17 protein-coding genes are annotated in these 17,327 nt (G+C 40.4%); all 17 read left to right on the top strand.

Annotation, left to right across the window (positions count from 1 at the left end):
• Positions 1-82: 82 nt before the first annotated feature.
• Positions 83-622 (top strand): hypothetical protein, encoded by a 540-nt coding sequence (locus GVT53_RS06270; protein WP_067033742.1) that lies wholly within the window; start codon positions 83-85, stop codon positions 620-622.
• A gap of 321 nt (positions 623-943) precedes the next feature.
• Complete coding sequence (locus GVT53_RS06275) at positions 944-1,618, top strand: DUF2231 domain-containing protein (RefSeq protein WP_067033778.1); 675 nt, start codon at positions 944-946, stop codon at positions 1,616-1,618.
• A 10-nt stretch (positions 1,619-1,628) separates the two neighbouring features.
• Positions 1,629-3,128, top strand: a complete 1,500-nt coding sequence (locus tag GVT53_RS06280) for an FMN-binding glutamate synthase family protein (RefSeq protein WP_067033740.1) — start codon at positions 1,629-1,631, stop codon at positions 3,126-3,128.
• 2 nt (positions 3,129-3,130) lie between these two features.
• Entirely contained in the window at positions 3,131-3,679 is a 549-nt protein-coding gene (locus GVT53_RS06285) for an ion channel (protein ID WP_067033738.1), read from the top strand.
• An 18-nt stretch (positions 3,680-3,697) separates the two neighbouring features.
• Positions 3,698-4,174 (top strand): YybH family protein, encoded by a 477-nt coding sequence (locus tag GVT53_RS06290; protein WP_067033736.1) that lies wholly within the window; start codon positions 3,698-3,700, stop codon positions 4,172-4,174.
• A 6-nt stretch (positions 4,175-4,180) separates the two neighbouring features.
• Positions 4,181-4,759, top strand: a complete 579-nt coding sequence (locus tag GVT53_RS06295; protein WP_166247887.1) for a DUF2911 domain-containing protein — start codon at positions 4,181-4,183, stop codon at positions 4,757-4,759.
• 85 nt (positions 4,760-4,844) lie between these two features.
• Positions 4,845-6,071, top strand: a complete 1,227-nt coding sequence (locus GVT53_RS06300; protein WP_067033730.1) for a permease — start codon at positions 4,845-4,847, stop codon at positions 6,069-6,071.
• A gap of 25 nt (positions 6,072-6,096) precedes the next feature.
• Entirely contained in the window at positions 6,097-6,801 is a 705-nt protein-coding gene (locus tag GVT53_RS06305; protein WP_067033727.1) for a PepSY domain-containing protein, read from the top strand.
• Positions 6,802-6,831: 30 nt separating this feature from the next.
• Complete coding sequence (locus GVT53_RS06310; protein WP_162987835.1) at positions 6,832-6,975, top strand: hypothetical protein; 144 nt, start codon at positions 6,832-6,834, stop codon at positions 6,973-6,975.
• 37 nt (positions 6,976-7,012) lie between these two features.
• On the top strand, positions 7,013-8,833 hold the full coding sequence (locus GVT53_RS06315; RefSeq protein ID WP_067033724.1) for an efflux RND transporter periplasmic adaptor subunit: 1,821 nt from the start codon (positions 7,013-7,015) through the stop codon (positions 8,831-8,833).
• Between the two features lie 296 nt (positions 8,834-9,129).
• Complete coding sequence (locus GVT53_RS06320) at positions 9,130-9,696, top strand: helix-turn-helix domain-containing protein (protein ID WP_067033721.1); 567 nt, start codon at positions 9,130-9,132, stop codon at positions 9,694-9,696.
• A gap of 373 nt (positions 9,697-10,069) precedes the next feature.
• Positions 10,070-10,285, top strand: a complete 216-nt coding sequence (locus GVT53_RS06325) for a heavy-metal-associated domain-containing protein (protein ID WP_067033717.1) — start codon at positions 10,070-10,072, stop codon at positions 10,283-10,285.
• A 97-nt stretch (positions 10,286-10,382) separates the two neighbouring features.
• A complete protein-coding gene (locus GVT53_RS06330) occupies positions 10,383-10,943 on the top strand; it encodes a DUF305 domain-containing protein (RefSeq protein WP_067032975.1) in 561 nt (186 codons plus the stop codon).
• Between the two features lie 119 nt (positions 10,944-11,062).
• Entirely contained in the window at positions 11,063-12,400 is a 1,338-nt protein-coding gene (locus GVT53_RS06335; protein WP_067032972.1) for an MBL fold metallo-hydrolase, read from the top strand.
• 54 nt (positions 12,401-12,454) lie between these two features.
• On the top strand, positions 12,455-13,744 hold the full coding sequence (locus tag GVT53_RS06340; protein ID WP_067032977.1) for a PQQ-dependent sugar dehydrogenase: 1,290 nt from the start codon (positions 12,455-12,457) through the stop codon (positions 13,742-13,744).
• Between the two features lie 44 nt (positions 13,745-13,788).
• On the top strand, positions 13,789-14,949 hold the full coding sequence (locus GVT53_RS06345) for a hypothetical protein (protein ID WP_116183707.1): 1,161 nt from the start codon (positions 13,789-13,791) through the stop codon (positions 14,947-14,949).
• A gap of 101 nt (positions 14,950-15,050) precedes the next feature.
• Entirely contained in the window at positions 15,051-17,309 is a 2,259-nt protein-coding gene (locus GVT53_RS06350) for a heavy metal translocating P-type ATPase (RefSeq protein ID WP_116183706.1), read from the top strand.
• The last annotated feature ends 18 nt before the right edge of the window (positions 17,310-17,327 follow it).

A 17,327-nucleotide genomic window follows, 5' to 3' on the forward strand; every position in this document is an offset into this window, starting at 1 on the left:
TAACAATTGATTGTCTCGGTATAGTTATAGGAGTTTTTAAAAATAACGTGTAGAAAAAGAAAATAACATTCGCAAAATCTAGATGGAAACATTAAGCCTTGACATTTTTGTTGTGCCCACCGTTGCGCTGACTTTGGTCATTCTGATGTATATCTATTTTGCCAAACAGGTACGGAACAAAAAAAATTATAGGAACTATATCATCGGTATTGCATTAATAGCGTTTTCGTTCAATTTTATTTGGGAGCTGGCACAAGGTCCGCTCTATGAAGGTTTTGAATACGATTGGCAACATATTTCGTTTTGTGCCTTGGCATCCATCGCCGATATGTTGATGGTGCTTATTCTGCTTTTCGGATTTGGCCTGTTGTATCGCAATGTGTTTTGGATAGATGATTTAACTCCAAAACAGATTTTGGTACTAGTTACAATCGGAACGATCGGTGCCATATTGGGAGAAATTTGGCATACCTCAAGAGGCGATTGGAACTATGCAGGGGCTATGCCTATAGTGCCATGGGTAAATGTGGGGTTGTCGCCGCTATTACAATTTGCGGTATTGCCCTATTTGATTTTTGTGATTGGTAAAAACTATATAAACAAGGGGAATTTGGAAAAGTAAAATCTGGGCTGGTCGGGAATGTGTTTTTTGATTGGTTAGTTATTTAGTGTATTTCATGACCGCCCAGATTGTTTTAATGAAGAAAAAGTCCTGTTATGGGAAGGGGAACTTCGTTGATGTAGTGTTTAACGCCCTTCCCTTGACAGGCACAATATAGATAATGTTGTAATGAAAGATTGTTGTAAAAGGGGGCCGGAAAAGTCAGGGAAACAAGGTTGGAAAAAGTGGTTCAACTATACCATTTACATCGTTATAGGCGCTATTGTATTAGGTGCGCTTATTGTACAGTTAACGAATAATGCATCATAAAAACGATTGATTATGAAAAAAACGGTCTCATTTTTAGTATTACTTCTAAGCCTAATGTCGCTTCATGCAAGTGCACCTAAGTCCATTGAGAACAGTTCAGGGTATTCGGCGAATAGTTTAGGAACCTTTAATACTGTTGAATTGTCCGAAAAACCACAGCAACATACCGAAACCCACGCCGAAAAGCCCATAAACAAAGAAGAGGTAGGTTTGGATGAATTCGACAATTTACATCCGTTGGTAGTGCATTTTCCTATCGTACTCCTGTTGTTTGCGGCATTGCTCCAAGGTATTCAGCTCTTCGTCCTTAAAAGGAACTTGGACTGGGTTATCCTGTTTCTTATCGGTACGGGTTTTATTGGGGCCTACGTAGCGGGAACTTTTGTACACCCGCATACCCATGGCCTTACGGATGTAGCTCAAAAAATCCTGGACAACCATGATAAATATGCAGATTGGACTATTTGGTCAAGTGCTTTGGCCGCAGTTTTAAAAATTATCAGCCTTTTTTGGATAAAACTGAATCGAGGTTTTGAAATTGCCGTTCTCTTTATTATGGCCTTTTCGGCGTTCTCCGTTTCGCAAGCAGGGCATTATGGCGCTCAGCTCGTTTATATTCAGGGTGTTGGACCACAGGGCCAGTATTTGGAAACTGAAAGGGCAGGGGAAGAAAGCCATTCGCATTGAAAAACAAAGCATGAGAAGAATATTTTTAATATCGTCGATAACGCTTTTAGTGGTACTTGCAGGGCTCATAATGTGGAAGCCTCATTTCTGGTGGCTTGCGCTGTTGATCACACCTTTTATGCTTCTCGGCTTAAGAGACTATTTTCAAAAAACCGATAATATCAAAAGAACCTATCCGTTGTTGGGCAGGATTACGAAGCTTCTGGAAAAACAACGTCACGTCGTTCAAGAAACGGTTTTATTGAATAGAACAGAGGGAAAACCTTTCAATTGGATACAGAAAGAAATTGTTTATAAACGTGCCGAGGACGCGGTCAAAAACCAACCCTTTGGAACGCAGATTCCGTATGACGAAGTTGGTCGCGAATGGTTTACCCATTCCACGTATCCTGTTAAGGAAATCAAAGATGATTTTAGGGTTGCCATAGGGAGTTCAAAATGCTCAAAACCCTATTCAGCGAGCATTCTAAATCTGGCAGGGATGAGCTATGGTTCCATCAGTAAAAATGCAACGCTGGCCCTTAACGGCGGTGCAAAAATTGCTGGCTTTGCGCAAAATACCGGCGAAGGTGGATTTACGCCCTACCATCAGGAATATGGAGCTGATATTATCTTTCAGTTCGGTACAGGCTATTTTGGGTGTAGGACAGAAGAAGGGAATTTCGACCCTAAAAAATTTGTGGAAATCGCATCCAATGAAGTGGTCAAAATGATTGAAATAAAAGTCTCACAGGGTGCAAAACCCGGTTTTGGGGCCATTCTTCCTGCCAAAAAAAATACCGAGGAAATCGCAAAGTACAGGGACGTAGAAAAAGGAACCGAAATTCTATCGCCACCACATCACGCTGCATTTGGTACTGATTTGGAAATGGTAGCTTTTATCCAAGAATTACGGAAGCTTTCCGCTGGAAAGCCCATAGGGATTAAAATGTGCATCGGACAGCAGGATGAATTCGAAAGAATGGTCCGCATTTTCGCCGAAAAGCAAAACTATCCGGATTTTATAGCCATAGACGGTGCAGAAGGTGGTTCCGGTGCTGCACATATGGAATCGCTGCATTGGGCTGGAATGCCAATAATTGAAGCCGTGCATTTCGCAAACGGCATTCTTAAAAAGTATGGGTTGCGCGATGAAATAAAAGTAATGGCAGCAGGAAAAATAATTTCAGCTTTTGATATCTATAGAATGTTGGCACTTGGTGCCGATGCTTGCTATAGTGCCAGAGGGATGATGTTTGCCTTGGGCTGCGTACAATCCTTAAAATGCAATCTGGATACCTGCCCTACGGGAATCACCACAATGGAACCTTCAAGGGTCGCATCATTGGTAGTAGAAGATAAAAAGACCAAAGTAGCCAACTACCATAAAAACACTATGGAAGCCTTTAAGGAGCTGCTTAAATCAATGGGAATTGAAAATAGAAGGGGTATCACCAAAATGTATATAAAGAGAAGAATCAGTGAGAATAAAGCAAAAGGCTATGATGAAATTTTTATAGATAACAAATAAGAATGGATAAAGAAAAAGACATAGAAACCACAGGGGCATTTTATGGACAGCTTTTCAATAGCTCAAAGTATGTTCTATTGGTGATGCTTATTGCTTCAGTAATCGAACTGTATGCGCTACCTACTATGGAAGGGTTTTATGCTATGATTATCCTACTGGCCTTAACATTACTAAAGATAGGATTCATTATAGCCTTGTCCTTTAACCAATTGATGAAGATAATTGGTCAGAGCCATCTATTGAGCCACGTACTGGTGTTGTTCGGATACCTGATTGTGTTGATAGTTTTCTCGTTTGCAATAGATTACACAGCGTTGCAGTTTGTGGATGCTATTCATTTTAAAATGAACAACAGTATTGGCAAAGATGGACTGTCGGTATTTTTTGATTTATCCTATTTCAGTTTGATAACATTCTCATCAGTAGGATATGGTGATATAGTCCCAATTTCCTTACCCGCGAAAACCTTGGTGGCGCTTGAAGTGGCACTGCGGTTTTTCGTCCTGGTCTTTGGTATCGCAAATGTGAATAGAATACGAGTAAATAAATAACCTTTAAAAACTAAAAGTATGCAAACACTAAAATCAACTACAGTAACAATGTTGCTCATAATAGCGACAAGTCCACTATGTGGTCAAGATGCAAAAACAGAAAAAGAAGCAGTGCTTACAGTAATGAAAAGCTATAAGGATGCCCTACAAAACCTAACGACCGATGGTACTTTCGAATTATTTACCGAGGATTCCGAGGTTTTTGAATCGGGAGGCGTCGAGGGTACGTACAGCCACTATATAGAACATCATTTAGGACCGGAATTAGGTCATTTTGAAAAATTCGAATTTTCAGATTATGAAATCGATGTAAAGGTAGATGTACCCTATGCCTTTACTACCGAAACGTACATATATACCATTGTCCTCAATCCAGACGACAAGGGAAATAGCCGGACTATAAAGAAAAAAGGGGTAGCAACCTCAATCCTTAAAAAAATAGATGGAAAATGGAAAATAATAAAAACCCATTCATCTTCAAGAAATATTAAGTAACACCCGATGAGTAGATATATTTCAATTAGTATAGTGTTTGGTCTTCTTCTTATTACCAGCTGTAAAGAGAAGAAAACGGAGCCAATGCCAGAACCGTCAAAAGAAGCAATCACAGACCAACCGCCAAAAAAAGTGTTAAGCCCTCACACCTCTGCAATGGCGACCATTGGTAATGCGCACATCCATATTGATTATTCATCGCCAGGGGTTAGGGACAGGATGATTTTTGGTGGTTTGCTGGCGTATGACGAAGTCTGGCAAGCTGGGGCACATATGGCTACGTGGATAGAGACGGATACGGATATAGAAATAGATGGTAAGGAACTAAAAGCAGGTAAATATGGATTTTTTACCATTCCTTCAAAGGAAGAATGGATCATCATTTTAAATTCCAATTGGAACCAGCACGGTAAGGATGAATATGACGAAAAAGATGATGTAATACGATTTAAGGTGACACCGATTATTGCGGATAGCCTAAAGGAACACTTAGAATATAATATCGATAAAATTAGTGATACTGAAGGTGAGATAACATTAGCTTGGGAAAAAGTTAAAGTAGTAATTCCATTCAAAGTAAAATAACAAGATAGGGTCAACAAGGGTACGATGATAAAAAAATTAAAAAAACGTGTATCATCAAAGAATAAAAACTAATACAGTTTAAACCGTGAACGAATTTTTAAAACAATGGGGCGAAGCCGCCTATACGACTACCGGATTTTTCTGGATGGCGCTTTGGGCATTCATTTTGGGTTATATCATCAGTAGTATGATACAGATTTTCGTGACCGAAAAACGGATGCAAAAAACAATGGGCGAAAACGAAGGCAAAAGTGTGCTGTTGGGCACGTTTTTCGGCTTTATAAGTAGCTCGTGCAGTTTTTCTGCTTTGGCAGGTACAAAATCCATCTTTAAGAAAGGTGCAAGTTTTGTGTCTTCCATTGCTTTTCTGTTGGCATCGACCAATCTCGTCATAGAATTGGGGATTATCATTTCCATCTTTTTAGGTTGGCAGTTCGTGGTGGGCGAATATGTAGGTGGTATTCTCTTGATTGGTATTTCGTGGATTCTGATACGACTCATCAATCCTAAAAAACTCATCGAAAAAGCCCGCAAAAATATCGAAAATGAAGATGATGATGAGATGGACGGTTCCAAAGATTGGAAGAAACAAATCAAGAACGAAGACAGTTGGGCGCGCGTTGCCAAAAAATACAAGATGGAATGGCAAATGGTCTGGAAGGATGTAACCGTAGGTTTTACCGTTGCGGGTATTACAGCGGCTTTTGTGCCAGATTCGTTTTTTCAGACCTTATTTATAAATAGTGGTCAAGGCAATACAGATTTCACTTTTCTCGAAATTCTGGAACATATTGTTGTTGGTCCAGTTGCCGCATTCTTAACATTTATCGGTTCAATGGGTAACATCCCATTGGCAGCATTACTATTCAGCAAAGGCGTAAGTTTTGCGGGCGTAATGGCCTTTATTTTTAGCGATTTGGTGGTTTTTCCAGTACTGAGAATCAATGCAAAGTATTATGGTTGGAAAATGTCACTCTTTATTCTATTCTTACTTTTCACGGCATTGATTGGCACCTCTTTGACCTTGCATTATGGTTTCGATTTGCTGGGAATATTGCCCGACCCTTCGCAGGTCAAGATTCAGGATAAGGAACATTTTAAGATTGATTATACCTTTTTCTTGAACGTTGCTTTTCTCATCATTTCGGCCTATCTCGTTTATCTGGGTTTTTTCAAAAAAAAAGATGTAGAACATTCAATGAGCGAGATGGCACCCAAGAGTCCATTGTTGGAAAGTGTTTTAAAATATGCAGCCTTCATCTGTTATATATGGCTCGCTGGGGGACTTATTGTAAAATTTTTAGTGAACTAAAATTCGGATATAGAATAAAACAAATATGGTCAACAGAAAAACAGCAAAATGGATTCGAAAAGCCCACCGCTACTTGGGCATCTTCCTAGGTATTCAGTTCCTGATGTGGACGATTAGCGGGATGTATTTTAGCTGGACGGATATCGATGAAATACACGGCGACCAGTTCAAAAACCAGAAGCCAAAACAGACGGCTTTTTCAGATTTATTGGGTACAGGCCAATTAGATAGTACGCAGCCCATCCAAACGCTTGAATTATTGGAAATAGCAGAAGAACCTTACTATTGGATAAACGAAGCAAAGCTTTATAATGCCAAAACAGGAGAGGAAAAGGACGGTATCACTAAAGAAGAAGCCCAAGAGGTAGCACAAAGATATATACTTCCAGAGCTTAAAATAGCCGCAATAAAAAGGATAGAAGAAGTCGGAGACCACCACGAATATCGAGGACGTCCCCTACCGGCTTATGAGATTTCGTATGAAACACCACAAAATTTAAAGGCTTATGTGGCTGTCGAAAATGGGGCGTTTCAAACGGTGCGGCATAGAGATTGGCGCTGGTTCGACTTTCTGTGGATGACCCATACCATGGACTATGACACAAGAGATAATTTCAACACCCTTTTGTTAAGGTCATTTTCGCTTTTGGGACTAATAACCGTGTTGAGCGGCTTTGTCCTATGGTATATATCATCGCCATCTATTCGAAAGATAAAAAAACAGATTTAGAAAGTAATTTAATGAATGGAGACGTAATTTATGGAAGAAAAGAACCCGAACGGCGAGATTAGAAAAGTGCCATTTGAAAAGGAAGGCGCCTATATTTTAGCGGGCATTATCATACTTTTTATAGTACATACGCTCATTGTACTGGTTTTGAAAACTATTAGTGAATCCGTATAAATTTTTAAGAAACAATAACATTTCAATCTTCAATATCATGAACAAGAACATCATTTACATTGTAGTAGCCGCCTTAGCGGTCGGTTTATTGGGGGGATATTTTATTTTCTCAAACGCTGAGGCCGATCAATCGGCCATAAAAGATCTTTCGGATATGTCCGATAGCCATGACCATTCCGGAGAATCCGAGAATCAGATGTGGACCTGCTCCATGCACCCACAGATTATGCAACCCGAACCGGGAGACTGCCCAATCTGCGGTATGGATCTCATTCCTGCTGAAACCGGAGCGACGGGGCTTAGTGCCAATGAAATAAAAATGACGGACAACGCCTTGGCCTTGGCCAATATACGCACCTCTACCGTTGGTACAGGTGGTTCGGATGGGAGTTCACTTAAACTCTCAGGAAAGATTCGCGAGAACGAAGAAGCCAATGCTACCCAAGCTACATATTTTGCGGGTCGCATTGAACGGCTAAATGTGAATTATACCGGAGAGAACGTTGCCAAGGGCAAACTTTTGGCAACCATCTATTCCCCAGAATTGGTAAGCGCACAACAAGAGCTGTTGACGGCCGCATCCATGAAGGAATCGCAACCGGCATTATACAATGCCGTTCGCAATAAATTAAAATTATGGAAGCTTTCTGACAATCAAATAGATAAGATAGAAGAAGTGGGCAAAGTGCAGGAAAACTTTCCAGTCTATGCCACAGTTTCAGGAACGATTACCGATATCATGGTTGAAGAAGGAGATTATGTAAAACAAGGGCAGCCTTTGTACAAAATTGCCAACTTAAATTCCGTTTGGGCGGTATTCGATGCCTATGAAAATCAGATAGCATCGTTGAAGGAGGGTCAGGAGGTCAAGATAACGACGAATGCCTATCCCAATGAAGAATTTACGGCAAAAATATCCTTTGTAGACCCGTTACTTAATTCTTCTACAAGAACGGTCATGGTAAGGGCAATACTTAACAATAAGGATAATCTCTTGAAGCCGGGTATGTTCGTGGAAGGTACGATCAAAGCTGCCGAAATGCAGATGGAGAATACCGTTATCATACCGGCCAGTGCCGTAATGTGGACGGGGGAACGATCGGTGGTTTATGTAAAGACCAATCCCAATGAGCCTGTCTTTGAAATGCGCGAAGTTGCCCTTGGAAGTACCAATGGCGATACCTATACAATAATTAGCGGGCTTGAAAAGGGGGATCAAATTGTGACCAACGGAACATTTACCGTTGATGCGGCCGCACAGTTACAGGGTAAAAAATCGATGATGAACGCAGAGGGAGGCAAAACCATGACCGGGCATGAGGGTCATTTGGGTATGCAGGAAGGAGATAAAATGGAACCCTCAACAAGTACGGGCACCGACCATTCTAAGATGAAAAAAAGGATTGAAGTATCAAGTGAGTTTCAAGGTCAGTTGAAGCAGGTTTTCGAAGCCTATATAGATGTTAAGGATGCTTTGGTAAATGATGATGGGGCGGCCGCACAAAAAGAAGCAAAACAAATGGAAGAAAGTTTGGCCAAAGTCGATATGAAGTTGCTAAAAGACAAAGAGGCCCATGATCATTGGATGACCATTCAAAAAGAGCTCAAAGCATCGTCAAATGCAGTGGCCAGCACTTCTGAGATCAAGGAGCAAAGGGACCACTTTAAACATTTATCGGCCCACATGATCAGCGGTGTTCAGCTTTTTGGAGTCAATCAAAAAGTGTACAACAGCTATTGCCCGATGGCAGATAGCAATAAGGGAGCCAATTGGCTAAGCCTGGAAAAGGAGATTCGAAACCCATACTACGGAGAAGCAATGATGACTTGTGGGGAAATTAGGGGAACGATACAATAATTAATTATAAGGCCGATAAAATTATAATAGAGAAAATTGAATGGTGTGAGTAAAAGAAAAATGAAAAGATTTTGGCATCATGAGTCAAAAACGTAGGGAGAGAAGAAGCCAACAAAGAAAGGAGAGCAAGAAAACAAAAATAGAATCTAACCGAAAAACAAGATTCTATGCTGCATTGGCGATTATCATCTTGTTTATAGTCACGGTAGTCTTGGTTTTGTTGAGAGCGATTTGGGAACATCGGTCCCATCTGTGATAATGGATAATGTGAGCGCAATGTATTTTAAAACTTTATCATGAGCCATATGCTGCACATAAAAAACATGGTCTGCCCAAGATGTGTTACGGCGGTATACAATGTTCTGAAAAAGATTGGTATTGATTATTCCAATGTGCAACTGGGCCAAGTCACATTGAAGGAAGAACTGACCGCAAAACAAGAAAATCAATTACAAACCGAATTGAATAAGCTGGGTTTTTCTTTGATCGGTAATCGCAAGTCTCAATTGATCGAGCGTATGAAAAATCTTGTAATAGAAAAAATTTTTCATTCAAGACAAGAATTAAACGTCAAATTGACCGATTATGTTGGTTCAGAAATAGGTCTGGATTACAAGTACTTAAGTTCCCTTTTCTCTTCCGTGGAGATTATCACTTTTGAACAGTATGTCATTAGCCAAAAAATTGAAAGGGTTAAGGAATTGCTCATCTATGACGAGCTAAGCTTAAAGGAAATAGCCCATCAGTTAGACTATAGCAGTGTCGCGTATTTAAGCAACCAGTTCAAAAAAATCAATGGTATGGCACCTACACAATTTAAGAAAAGTGCCCTTCAAAATAGAAAATCGCTGGATAACATATAATTTATAAGCTTAACCTTCTCTTCGTGGCTTGTGATAAGAAGTCGATTCCCATGCATTGAATTTCATTATCATCTTCTTTATGTTCAGGTTTCAATAAAGATGTTTAGAGATTTTTTGGTGCATAGTGATGGGCGAACTTAAACCTATTGCACTGAATTTTTAGTCATTAATGGCAAAAGCTCGATTACAATAAAACTTTTTAGGTAATCGCATACTTAAATTGATGTAAATAGCCCTAAATAATCGAATGGGTCAAGGTTTGTTTTTTTTCAAACAACGCCCAGATTTAGTAAATGTTATTTTTCGATAACGTATTTGAATCAACACTTCTGATTCAAAAGGTGAAATTGTTAGAATAAAAATTGATCATAATATGAAAAGAAGATACGAAATAGAAGGAATGACCTGTAACGGCTGTAGAAATCATGTTGAAAATGCACTTTTAAACGTCGCAGGAGTGGCCGATGTATCTGTCGATTTGAAGGATGCCGAAGCAACGGTAGAGTCGCAATTTGAAGTGCCTTTGGAAAATTTGCAAGAGGCCTTAAAAAATGCTGGTAATCAATATAAAATACAACCTGTAAATTGAGTGGAACATGGCTAAAATAATCCCTTTATAGTTGTCCAGTAATCTTGATGATGGCCAAAAAGAATGAAATCATATTAACCAATTAAAAGTATATACAATGGAAAATAAAGAAAAGAAAGTCAACAATTACTTAAAGTTCTTCGCAATGATCGGTACCTCAATGGTCGCGATGTTCTTTTTAATGTACACACACTCCTATCAGATTATCGATCACTTCTGGTATAGTGAAACCAGGTTCTTTATGACGTTGATCATGGGTGGGTCCATGGTTATTATCATGCTGCTGTATATGCTACAGATGTACAAAGACCGCAATAAGAATATTGCCATCTTGGCTTTGGGTGTTTTGCTGATCGCAGGCGGAATATGGCTGGTCAGGAGCCAGGTTACGGTTTCCGGTGTTGACTATATGGAAGGTATGATTCCCCATCATTCCATCGCTATCCTAACTAGTGAACGATCTCAAATAAAAGATATTAGGGTAAGAAAACTTGCCGATGAGATCATCAAAGCGCAGCGTCGGGAAATAATGGAAATGCAATGGTTAATCAACGATATCAAGAAAAATGGGATAGTAGAAACAGAAGAAGAAAAGGAAAAGCGTTCGCTTCCCAAATTTGAAGGATCGCTTACCGAAGAAACAACAAACCTTGACTGATACGGAAAAGTGAATGTCAGGAGGTAATAACAGTTTTTACTTTCGAAAGGAAAAAACGAAAATACAGGAGAATAAACGAAGGCATTTCGGACGTTAAATTATAAACGCATAAAATTTTTATGAAAATACAGCAATTTGAATATGAACCACTTTCCCACTATTCATACGCACTGCTGAGCGAAGGGGAGATGGCGATAATCGATCCCGATCGCGACCCGATGCAGTATTATAATCTTGCGCATAAAGAAAATGCTGTGATTAGAGCTGTGCTATTGACCCACTCCCATGCAGACTTTGTAAGCTCACATTGGCAAATTAGCAAAGAAACAGGTGTCACGATTTATAACAGCAGCAAATTGGAAGCTGAATACCCTTTCGAAAGTTTTGATGGGAACAGTGCCATATTCGTGGGCAATACCAAACTAGAAGCCATAAATACTCCTGGGCATTCATACGATAGTATTTCCATTCTTGCCACAGATGAAAATGAGGTTGCACTTTTTACGGGGGACACCTTATTGATCGGGGATGTCGGACGCCCGGACCTGCGCGGAAATGAAGATGACAAAGAGCAAAAAAAGCAAGCACTGGCCCGTGAAATGTTCAACACAATTCGAACTAAATTCAAAAAAATACCGAATGAGGCCATTATTTACCCCGCCCACGGGGCGGGATCCCTGTGCGGCAAAAGCATGTCGGCAGATAGCATTAGCACATTAGGTAGGGAGCGAAAGGATAACTGGGCATTTGGCCATCAGAATGAAGACGAGTTTGTCAAAGAACTCCTTGAAGACCAACCGTTCATACCGGCCTATTTCAAACATGATGTAGCTATGAACAAAAAGAAAGTTGAATCGATTGATATGGTTACCGCTAAAATCCCTATTCATCTTAATGCCGAAACACCAAAAGATAATATCTTAATTGTCGATAGTCGTGATGAAAACGAGTTTAAACAAGGTCATTGGCCACAGAGTATCAATATTATGCAGGGTGGCGAAGCATCCTCTTTTGAAACATGGTTAGGTACTATAATCCAACCAAATGAGGAATTTCATCTGGTTGTCGATTCTCCAAAAAGTGTAAAGACCATCGCCCGGCGGGTGGCGAAGATTGGATATGAAAATCAACTCAAGGCGATAATTACCCTTTCGAAGAAAAGCTTTGTCGAAAACGAGCGATTGGATTTCAAGCATTTTGTGCAAAATCTGGATAATTACACCATTGTCGATGTCAGAAATACGGATGAAGTAAGAAAAAAGAAAATTTTTGACGGTGCCCTGAACCAACCCCTACACGAACTAAGGGAATCAATTCAGGACATTCCTAACGACAAACCCATTATTGTCCATTGTGGCAGTGGATATAGAAGCGCGATCGGAAGCAGCATACTTTCAAATGAATTGCAAGACGTAAAAGTATATGACCTAGGGGAAGTTATTGAGAAATTCAAATAACCAAGATGCTAAGTTTTAATTGGCAGAAGATGTAAGACAAAATTTTAAATGGTCATGGGAACACGTTTTTTTACAGGTTTAATCATTTCACTCTTAGTATTGGCAACTACAAATGCGCAGACCGTCGATTCGCTACCGCCGATATCGGCCTCCAAATCCTATTCCAACTATAGCAATGTCATTGGCTGGAAAAATGGAAGGACCCCCAAAGCCCCGCCCGGTTTTACCGTTACAAAATATGCTGACGGTTTCAAGAATCCAAGGTGGATGTACGTTACACCGAACGGCGATGTACTTGTGGCGCAAAGCAATTCGAATTATCCGCTCTGGAAAAAAATCGGGGCATGGTTCATCGGGGCATCAAAGTCGAAAAGCTTTAAGAACAGTGCGGACTTGATAACCTTGCTCCGCGATGTAGACAAGGACGGGTCTCCCGATGAACGTACCGTATTTCTCGAAAAGGAACTCGATCAACCATTCGGAATGCTTGTGCTAGATGATTGGTTCTATGTGGCCAATACCAACGGATTGCTACGTTTTCCTTACAAGCCCGGTCAATTGCAAATATCGGGAAAAGCGGAAAAAATTACCACCTTACCCGCAGGAAAGGCCAATCGGCACTGGACACGCAATATTATTGCCAACAAGGACGGCTCGAAAATATATATAGCGGTCGGTAGTGGCTCGAATGTTGGGGAGAAAGGGGCAGAGGCTGAATTCATGAAGGCGGCCATTCTTGAGATTGATCCCGATGGCGCAGGACTAAGAATTTTCGCATCAGGACTAAGAAACCCCGTGGGTATGGATTGGAATCCCGTTACCGGAGACTTATGGACGGCGGTCAACGAACGCGACGGATTGGGCAACAACCTCGTACCTGATTATTTGACCAGTGTCCGCGAAAACGGATTTTACGGTTGGCCCTACTTGTATTATGGGCAAAATGAAGATCCTAGGGTAAAATGGGTGCCTTCGGCCCAAGTGGGAAATACACTGATGCCCGATGTGAACGTTGGCCCCCATACCGCATCTTTGGGATTGACGTTCTACACGGGCGATTCCTTCCCCGAAAAGTATCGGAACGGGGCCTTTGTCGTACAGCATGGCTCTTGGAACAGACAGGTTTTATCAGGCTATAAAGTGGTTTTCGTGCCTTTCGAGAACGGAGAACAAACTGGAAAACCTGAAGATTTTTTAACGGGTTTTATTGTTGACGGCAAAAAAGATGAGGTCTATGGCCGACCCGTGGGTGCCGCCATACTACCCGATGGATCGATGTTGATATCCGATGATGTGACCAATAGGATCTGGAGAATTAGTTGGGACGGTAAACGCGGTATGTGAGGGATTCTCAGTGGGGGTTTGCCGTTTTATAAGTACTTTTATTTATGGAAGATGCACAACCTCCGATAAATGATTTGAGAAATCTTTTTGAAGAAGCCAAGGCTAAAAGCGAATTCGATTTTGTACTTAACCTGATTAATTATAGGGGAATCAGTTCATCTAATTTAAACTCTAACCTTCATGAATGGTTCGATGCAATCGAGTTTTATAAAAGGTTGTACAATGAATTAGAAGGAAAAGAGAAAACCCGTATGGGTTTACAGATTTACTCCACTTTTTTTGAGAACAGCGACTTCTACAACATAATAGGTAATTTGTGCCGTATTAAATTGGGGTACAAAGGTTCATCATATCTTTTTTGGAAAACGAAAAAATATGAGCGCCTTTTGGGAATTGGCGAAAAACAAGATTTCTTGATGGAGCTCTTGGCCGATTCGGAAAAGCAGCACCTAATCGATTTTTATGAACAGAACCATTTTAAAGAAATACGCAACAGTTTCTTTCATTCCGCCTATTCTATAGACGAAGGTCGGTATGTTATGCACGATTCAGACCCTATCAATTTAGATGGCGTTTTGATTCATTCCTTCGATTTAGATGAATTTTTCTATCCCAAGTTGAACAATGTTATTGACTTATTTGACATTTTCAAGAAATTGTATTTTCAATATTTTAATTCTTATAAAAAGGATGTGGTTGTAATGGGAATGTTTCCCAATCCTTGCGAGGTTACCATTTTGGGTTCTGAGGAAGGACTGAAAGGTTTCCGCATTAAAAATGCCGTCAACTTCTTTGGTAAATGGCACGATTCTGGCATTTGGTTCGATGAAGAGTATGGTTTTTGGGCAGGCCATAATATCAATATGAACTTAGCCAGAATTGAAGATATAGAGATTGACGAACAATTAAGACGATACGAAACAAAAGCTAACATTACCAAGAATGACTTAGAGTTTTTCAATTTGGTGGATAAAATCAAAGAACGAAATAACCCGCAGGAAATACGACGAGCAACACTATTACTGTTGAAATTTGGGGATGTCCGTAAAGACAAAATGGATGTAGAGGAAAATGAGTACAAGAAAAGGAGCTTTCCCAAAATCATTCTTCCCTATTATCGCAAAGCCATAGAGATAGGGGCACATATCTTCAAGGATTTAGAACAGTTTAAGAAAACAGTCGCTGAGCTAGAAAAACAACTTTGACTAGTTGTTTTCCCGAGAATATTACAACTCTTTCAGCAAATTTCGTAACAAGGTTGGCGGTAACGATTCTGAACTTTGCATAAAGCAATTCAGGTAAAGCTATGGAAACCACAACTGTTTTGGAGCAAAAGGATAAAACCAAGAAATCAGATATCAAAAAATCCTTTCCGGTAACAGGTATGACCTGTGCTGCCTGTGCCAGTAGTATGGAGTCGATTCTTTCCCATATCGATGGTGTAAACAAGGCCACCGTAAATTTTGCCAGCAATTCCGTGTGGGTAGATTATGATGCAAGTGTTTCCGAAGAAAAACTGCAAAACGTGCTGCGTGAAGTGGGCTATGATATCATTATTGATGTCGAAGACCCAGCCGAAGCGCAACAAGAACTTCAGCGGCAACATTACCGAGACATAAAAAACCGTACCATTTGGTCGGCAATTTTAACGTTGCCCATTTTCGTTCTTGGGATGTTCTTTATGGAATGGATACCTGGAAAATGGATTTCGTTGGTCTTGACCATACCGGTGCTTTTTTGGTTCGGGCGTAGCTTTTTTATCAATGCCTTTAAGCAAGCAAAGTACGCCAAGGCCAATATGGATACTTTGGTCGCGCTCAGTACGGGGATTGCCTTTGTGTTCAGTGTTTTCAATACGCTCTTTCCCGAATTTTGGTTGAGCCGTGGTATAGAACCTCACGTCTATTACGAAGCGGCCACGGTCATTATTACGTTCATTTCCCTTGGGAAATTGTTGGAGGAAAAAGCAAAGTCGAACACTTCTTCGGCCATTAAAAAACTGATGGGATTACAGCCCAAAACGTTAAAGATTGTTGAGGACGGTGAAGAAATGGAGATTCCGATTTCCGAAGTCCAAGTTGGGCAGACCATCTTGGTACGGCCTGGTGAGAAAATTCCTGTGGATGGTGAAGTTTCAAAAGGCAACTCGTATGTTGATGAAAGTATGATTACAGGTGAACCTGTTCCCGTAGAAAAATCAGATGGTGGAAAAGTATTTGCGGGTACGGTAAACCAAAAAGGAAGTTTTCAATTTACCGCTGAAAAAGTAGGCGGCGAAACCTTGCTGTCCCAAATCATTAAAATGGTTCAGGAAGCCCAGGGAAGCAAGGCACCCGTTCAAAAACTGGTCGATAAAATAGCGGGAATATTTGTTCCTATCGTTTTGGGGATATCTATCATTACGTTTATTGTTTGGATGTCGGTAGGAGACGATAATGCATTTTCGCAGGCCTTATTGACCTCTGTAGCAGTATTGGTTATCGCTTGTCCCTGTGCATTGGGATTGGCTACACCTACGGCTATAATGGTGGGGATTGGCAAAGGTGCCGAGAACAATATCCTAATAAAAGATGCCGAAAGTTTAGAACTAGGACACAAAGTGAACGCAGTCATTCTTGATAAAACGGGTACCATTACCAAAGGAAAACCATTAGTGACGGATATTCATTGGTCTGAGAATAATAAAGACACGAAAAAATACAAACAAATTCTTTTAGCAATTGAAGCACAATCAGAACACCCTTTGGCGGAAGCGGTGGTCAACCACTTAAAAGATGAAAATATTGAAAAAGCTGAAATTGCTTCTTTTGAAAGTATTACAGGAAAAGGCGTTCAAGCTGAAATAAAGGACGGTTCACAATACTATGTTGGAAACCATAAACTAATGCTTGAGAATAATATTCAAATCGACGCTTCCTTGATGCAAACAGCAGAGAGTCTTGAAGAGCAAGCAAAGACGGTCATATTTTTTGGTAATGAAAAACAAATGCTCGCGATACTCGCCATTGCGGATAAGATTAAGGAAACTTCAAAAAAGGCCATAGCAACACTTCAAGAAAGAGACATCGAGGTCTTTATGCTTACTGGAGATAATAATAAAACCGCATCGGCTGTCGCAAAACAAGTAGGAATAACAAATTATCAAGGAGAAGTAATGCCCTCGGACAAAGCAGCTTTTGTAGAAAAACTGCAAGCTGATGGAAAGATCGTAGCTATGGTTGGCGATGGCATCAACGATTCACACGCCTTGGCGCAAGCCAATGTGAGCATTGCCATGGGTAAAGGTTCTGACATCGCTATGGACATGGCAAAGATGACCTTGATTACCTCAGATTTGCAATCCATTCCCAAAGCGTTGGAACTTTCAAAAAGAACCGTTTTGGGAATCCGTCAGAACCTGTTTTGGGCATTCATATATAATATCATTGGAATACCGATTGCGGCGGGCGTTTTGTATCCCATAAATGGGTTCTTATTAGACCCAATGATTGCGGGAGCAGCAATGGCATTCAGTAGCGTATCTGTGGTTGCAAATAGCTTAAGACTTAAACGAGCAAAACTTTAATAATTAATTATAAATTCA

The organism is Flagellimonas oceani, assembly GCF_011068285.1.
Lineage (GTDB): Bacteria > Bacteroidota > Bacteroidia > Flavobacteriales > Flavobacteriaceae > Flagellimonas > Flagellimonas oceani.

Excerpts from the sequence above, each read along its gene's own strand:
- GVT53_RS06270 (WP_067033742.1), top strand. The coding sequence starts at position 83 with ATGGAAACATTAAGCCTTGACATTTTTGTTGTGCCCACCGTTGCGCTG.
- GVT53_RS06275 (WP_067033778.1), top strand. The coding sequence starts at position 944 with ATGAAAAAAACGGTCTCATTTTTAGTATTACTTCTAAGCCTAATGTCG.
- GVT53_RS06280 (WP_067033740.1), top strand. The coding sequence starts at position 1,629 with ATGAGAAGAATATTTTTAATATCGTCGATAACGCTTTTAGTGGTACTT.
- GVT53_RS06285 (WP_067033738.1), top strand. The coding sequence starts at position 3,131 with ATGGATAAAGAAAAAGACATAGAAACCACAGGGGCATTTTATGGACAG.
- GVT53_RS06290 (WP_067033736.1), top strand. The coding sequence starts at position 3,698 with ATGCAAACACTAAAATCAACTACAGTAACAATGTTGCTCATAATAGCG.
- GVT53_RS06295 (WP_166247887.1), top strand. The coding sequence starts at position 4,181 with ATGAGTAGATATATTTCAATTAGTATAGTGTTTGGTCTTCTTCTTATT.
- GVT53_RS06305 (WP_067033727.1), top strand. The coding sequence starts at position 6,097 with ATGGTCAACAGAAAAACAGCAAAATGGATTCGAAAAGCCCACCGCTAC.
- GVT53_RS06310 (WP_162987835.1), top strand. The coding sequence starts at position 6,832 with ATGGAAGAAAAGAACCCGAACGGCGAGATTAGAAAAGTGCCATTTGAA.
- GVT53_RS06315 (WP_067033724.1), top strand. The coding sequence starts at position 7,013 with ATGAACAAGAACATCATTTACATTGTAGTAGCCGCCTTAGCGGTCGGT.
- GVT53_RS06320 (WP_067033721.1), top strand. The coding sequence starts at position 9,130 with ATGAGCCATATGCTGCACATAAAAAACATGGTCTGCCCAAGATGTGTT.
- GVT53_RS06325 (WP_067033717.1), top strand. The coding sequence starts at position 10,070 with ATGAAAAGAAGATACGAAATAGAAGGAATGACCTGTAACGGCTGTAGA.
- GVT53_RS06330 (WP_067032975.1), top strand. The coding sequence starts at position 10,383 with ATGGAAAATAAAGAAAAGAAAGTCAACAATTACTTAAAGTTCTTCGCA.
- GVT53_RS06335 (WP_067032972.1), top strand. The coding sequence starts at position 11,063 with ATGAAAATACAGCAATTTGAATATGAACCACTTTCCCACTATTCATAC.
- GVT53_RS06340 (WP_067032977.1), top strand. The coding sequence starts at position 12,455 with ATGGGAACACGTTTTTTTACAGGTTTAATCATTTCACTCTTAGTATTG.
- GVT53_RS06345 (WP_116183707.1), top strand. The coding sequence starts at position 13,789 with ATGGAAGATGCACAACCTCCGATAAATGATTTGAGAAATCTTTTTGAA.
- GVT53_RS06350 (WP_116183706.1), top strand. The coding sequence starts at position 15,051 with ATGGAAACCACAACTGTTTTGGAGCAAAAGGATAAAACCAAGAAATCA.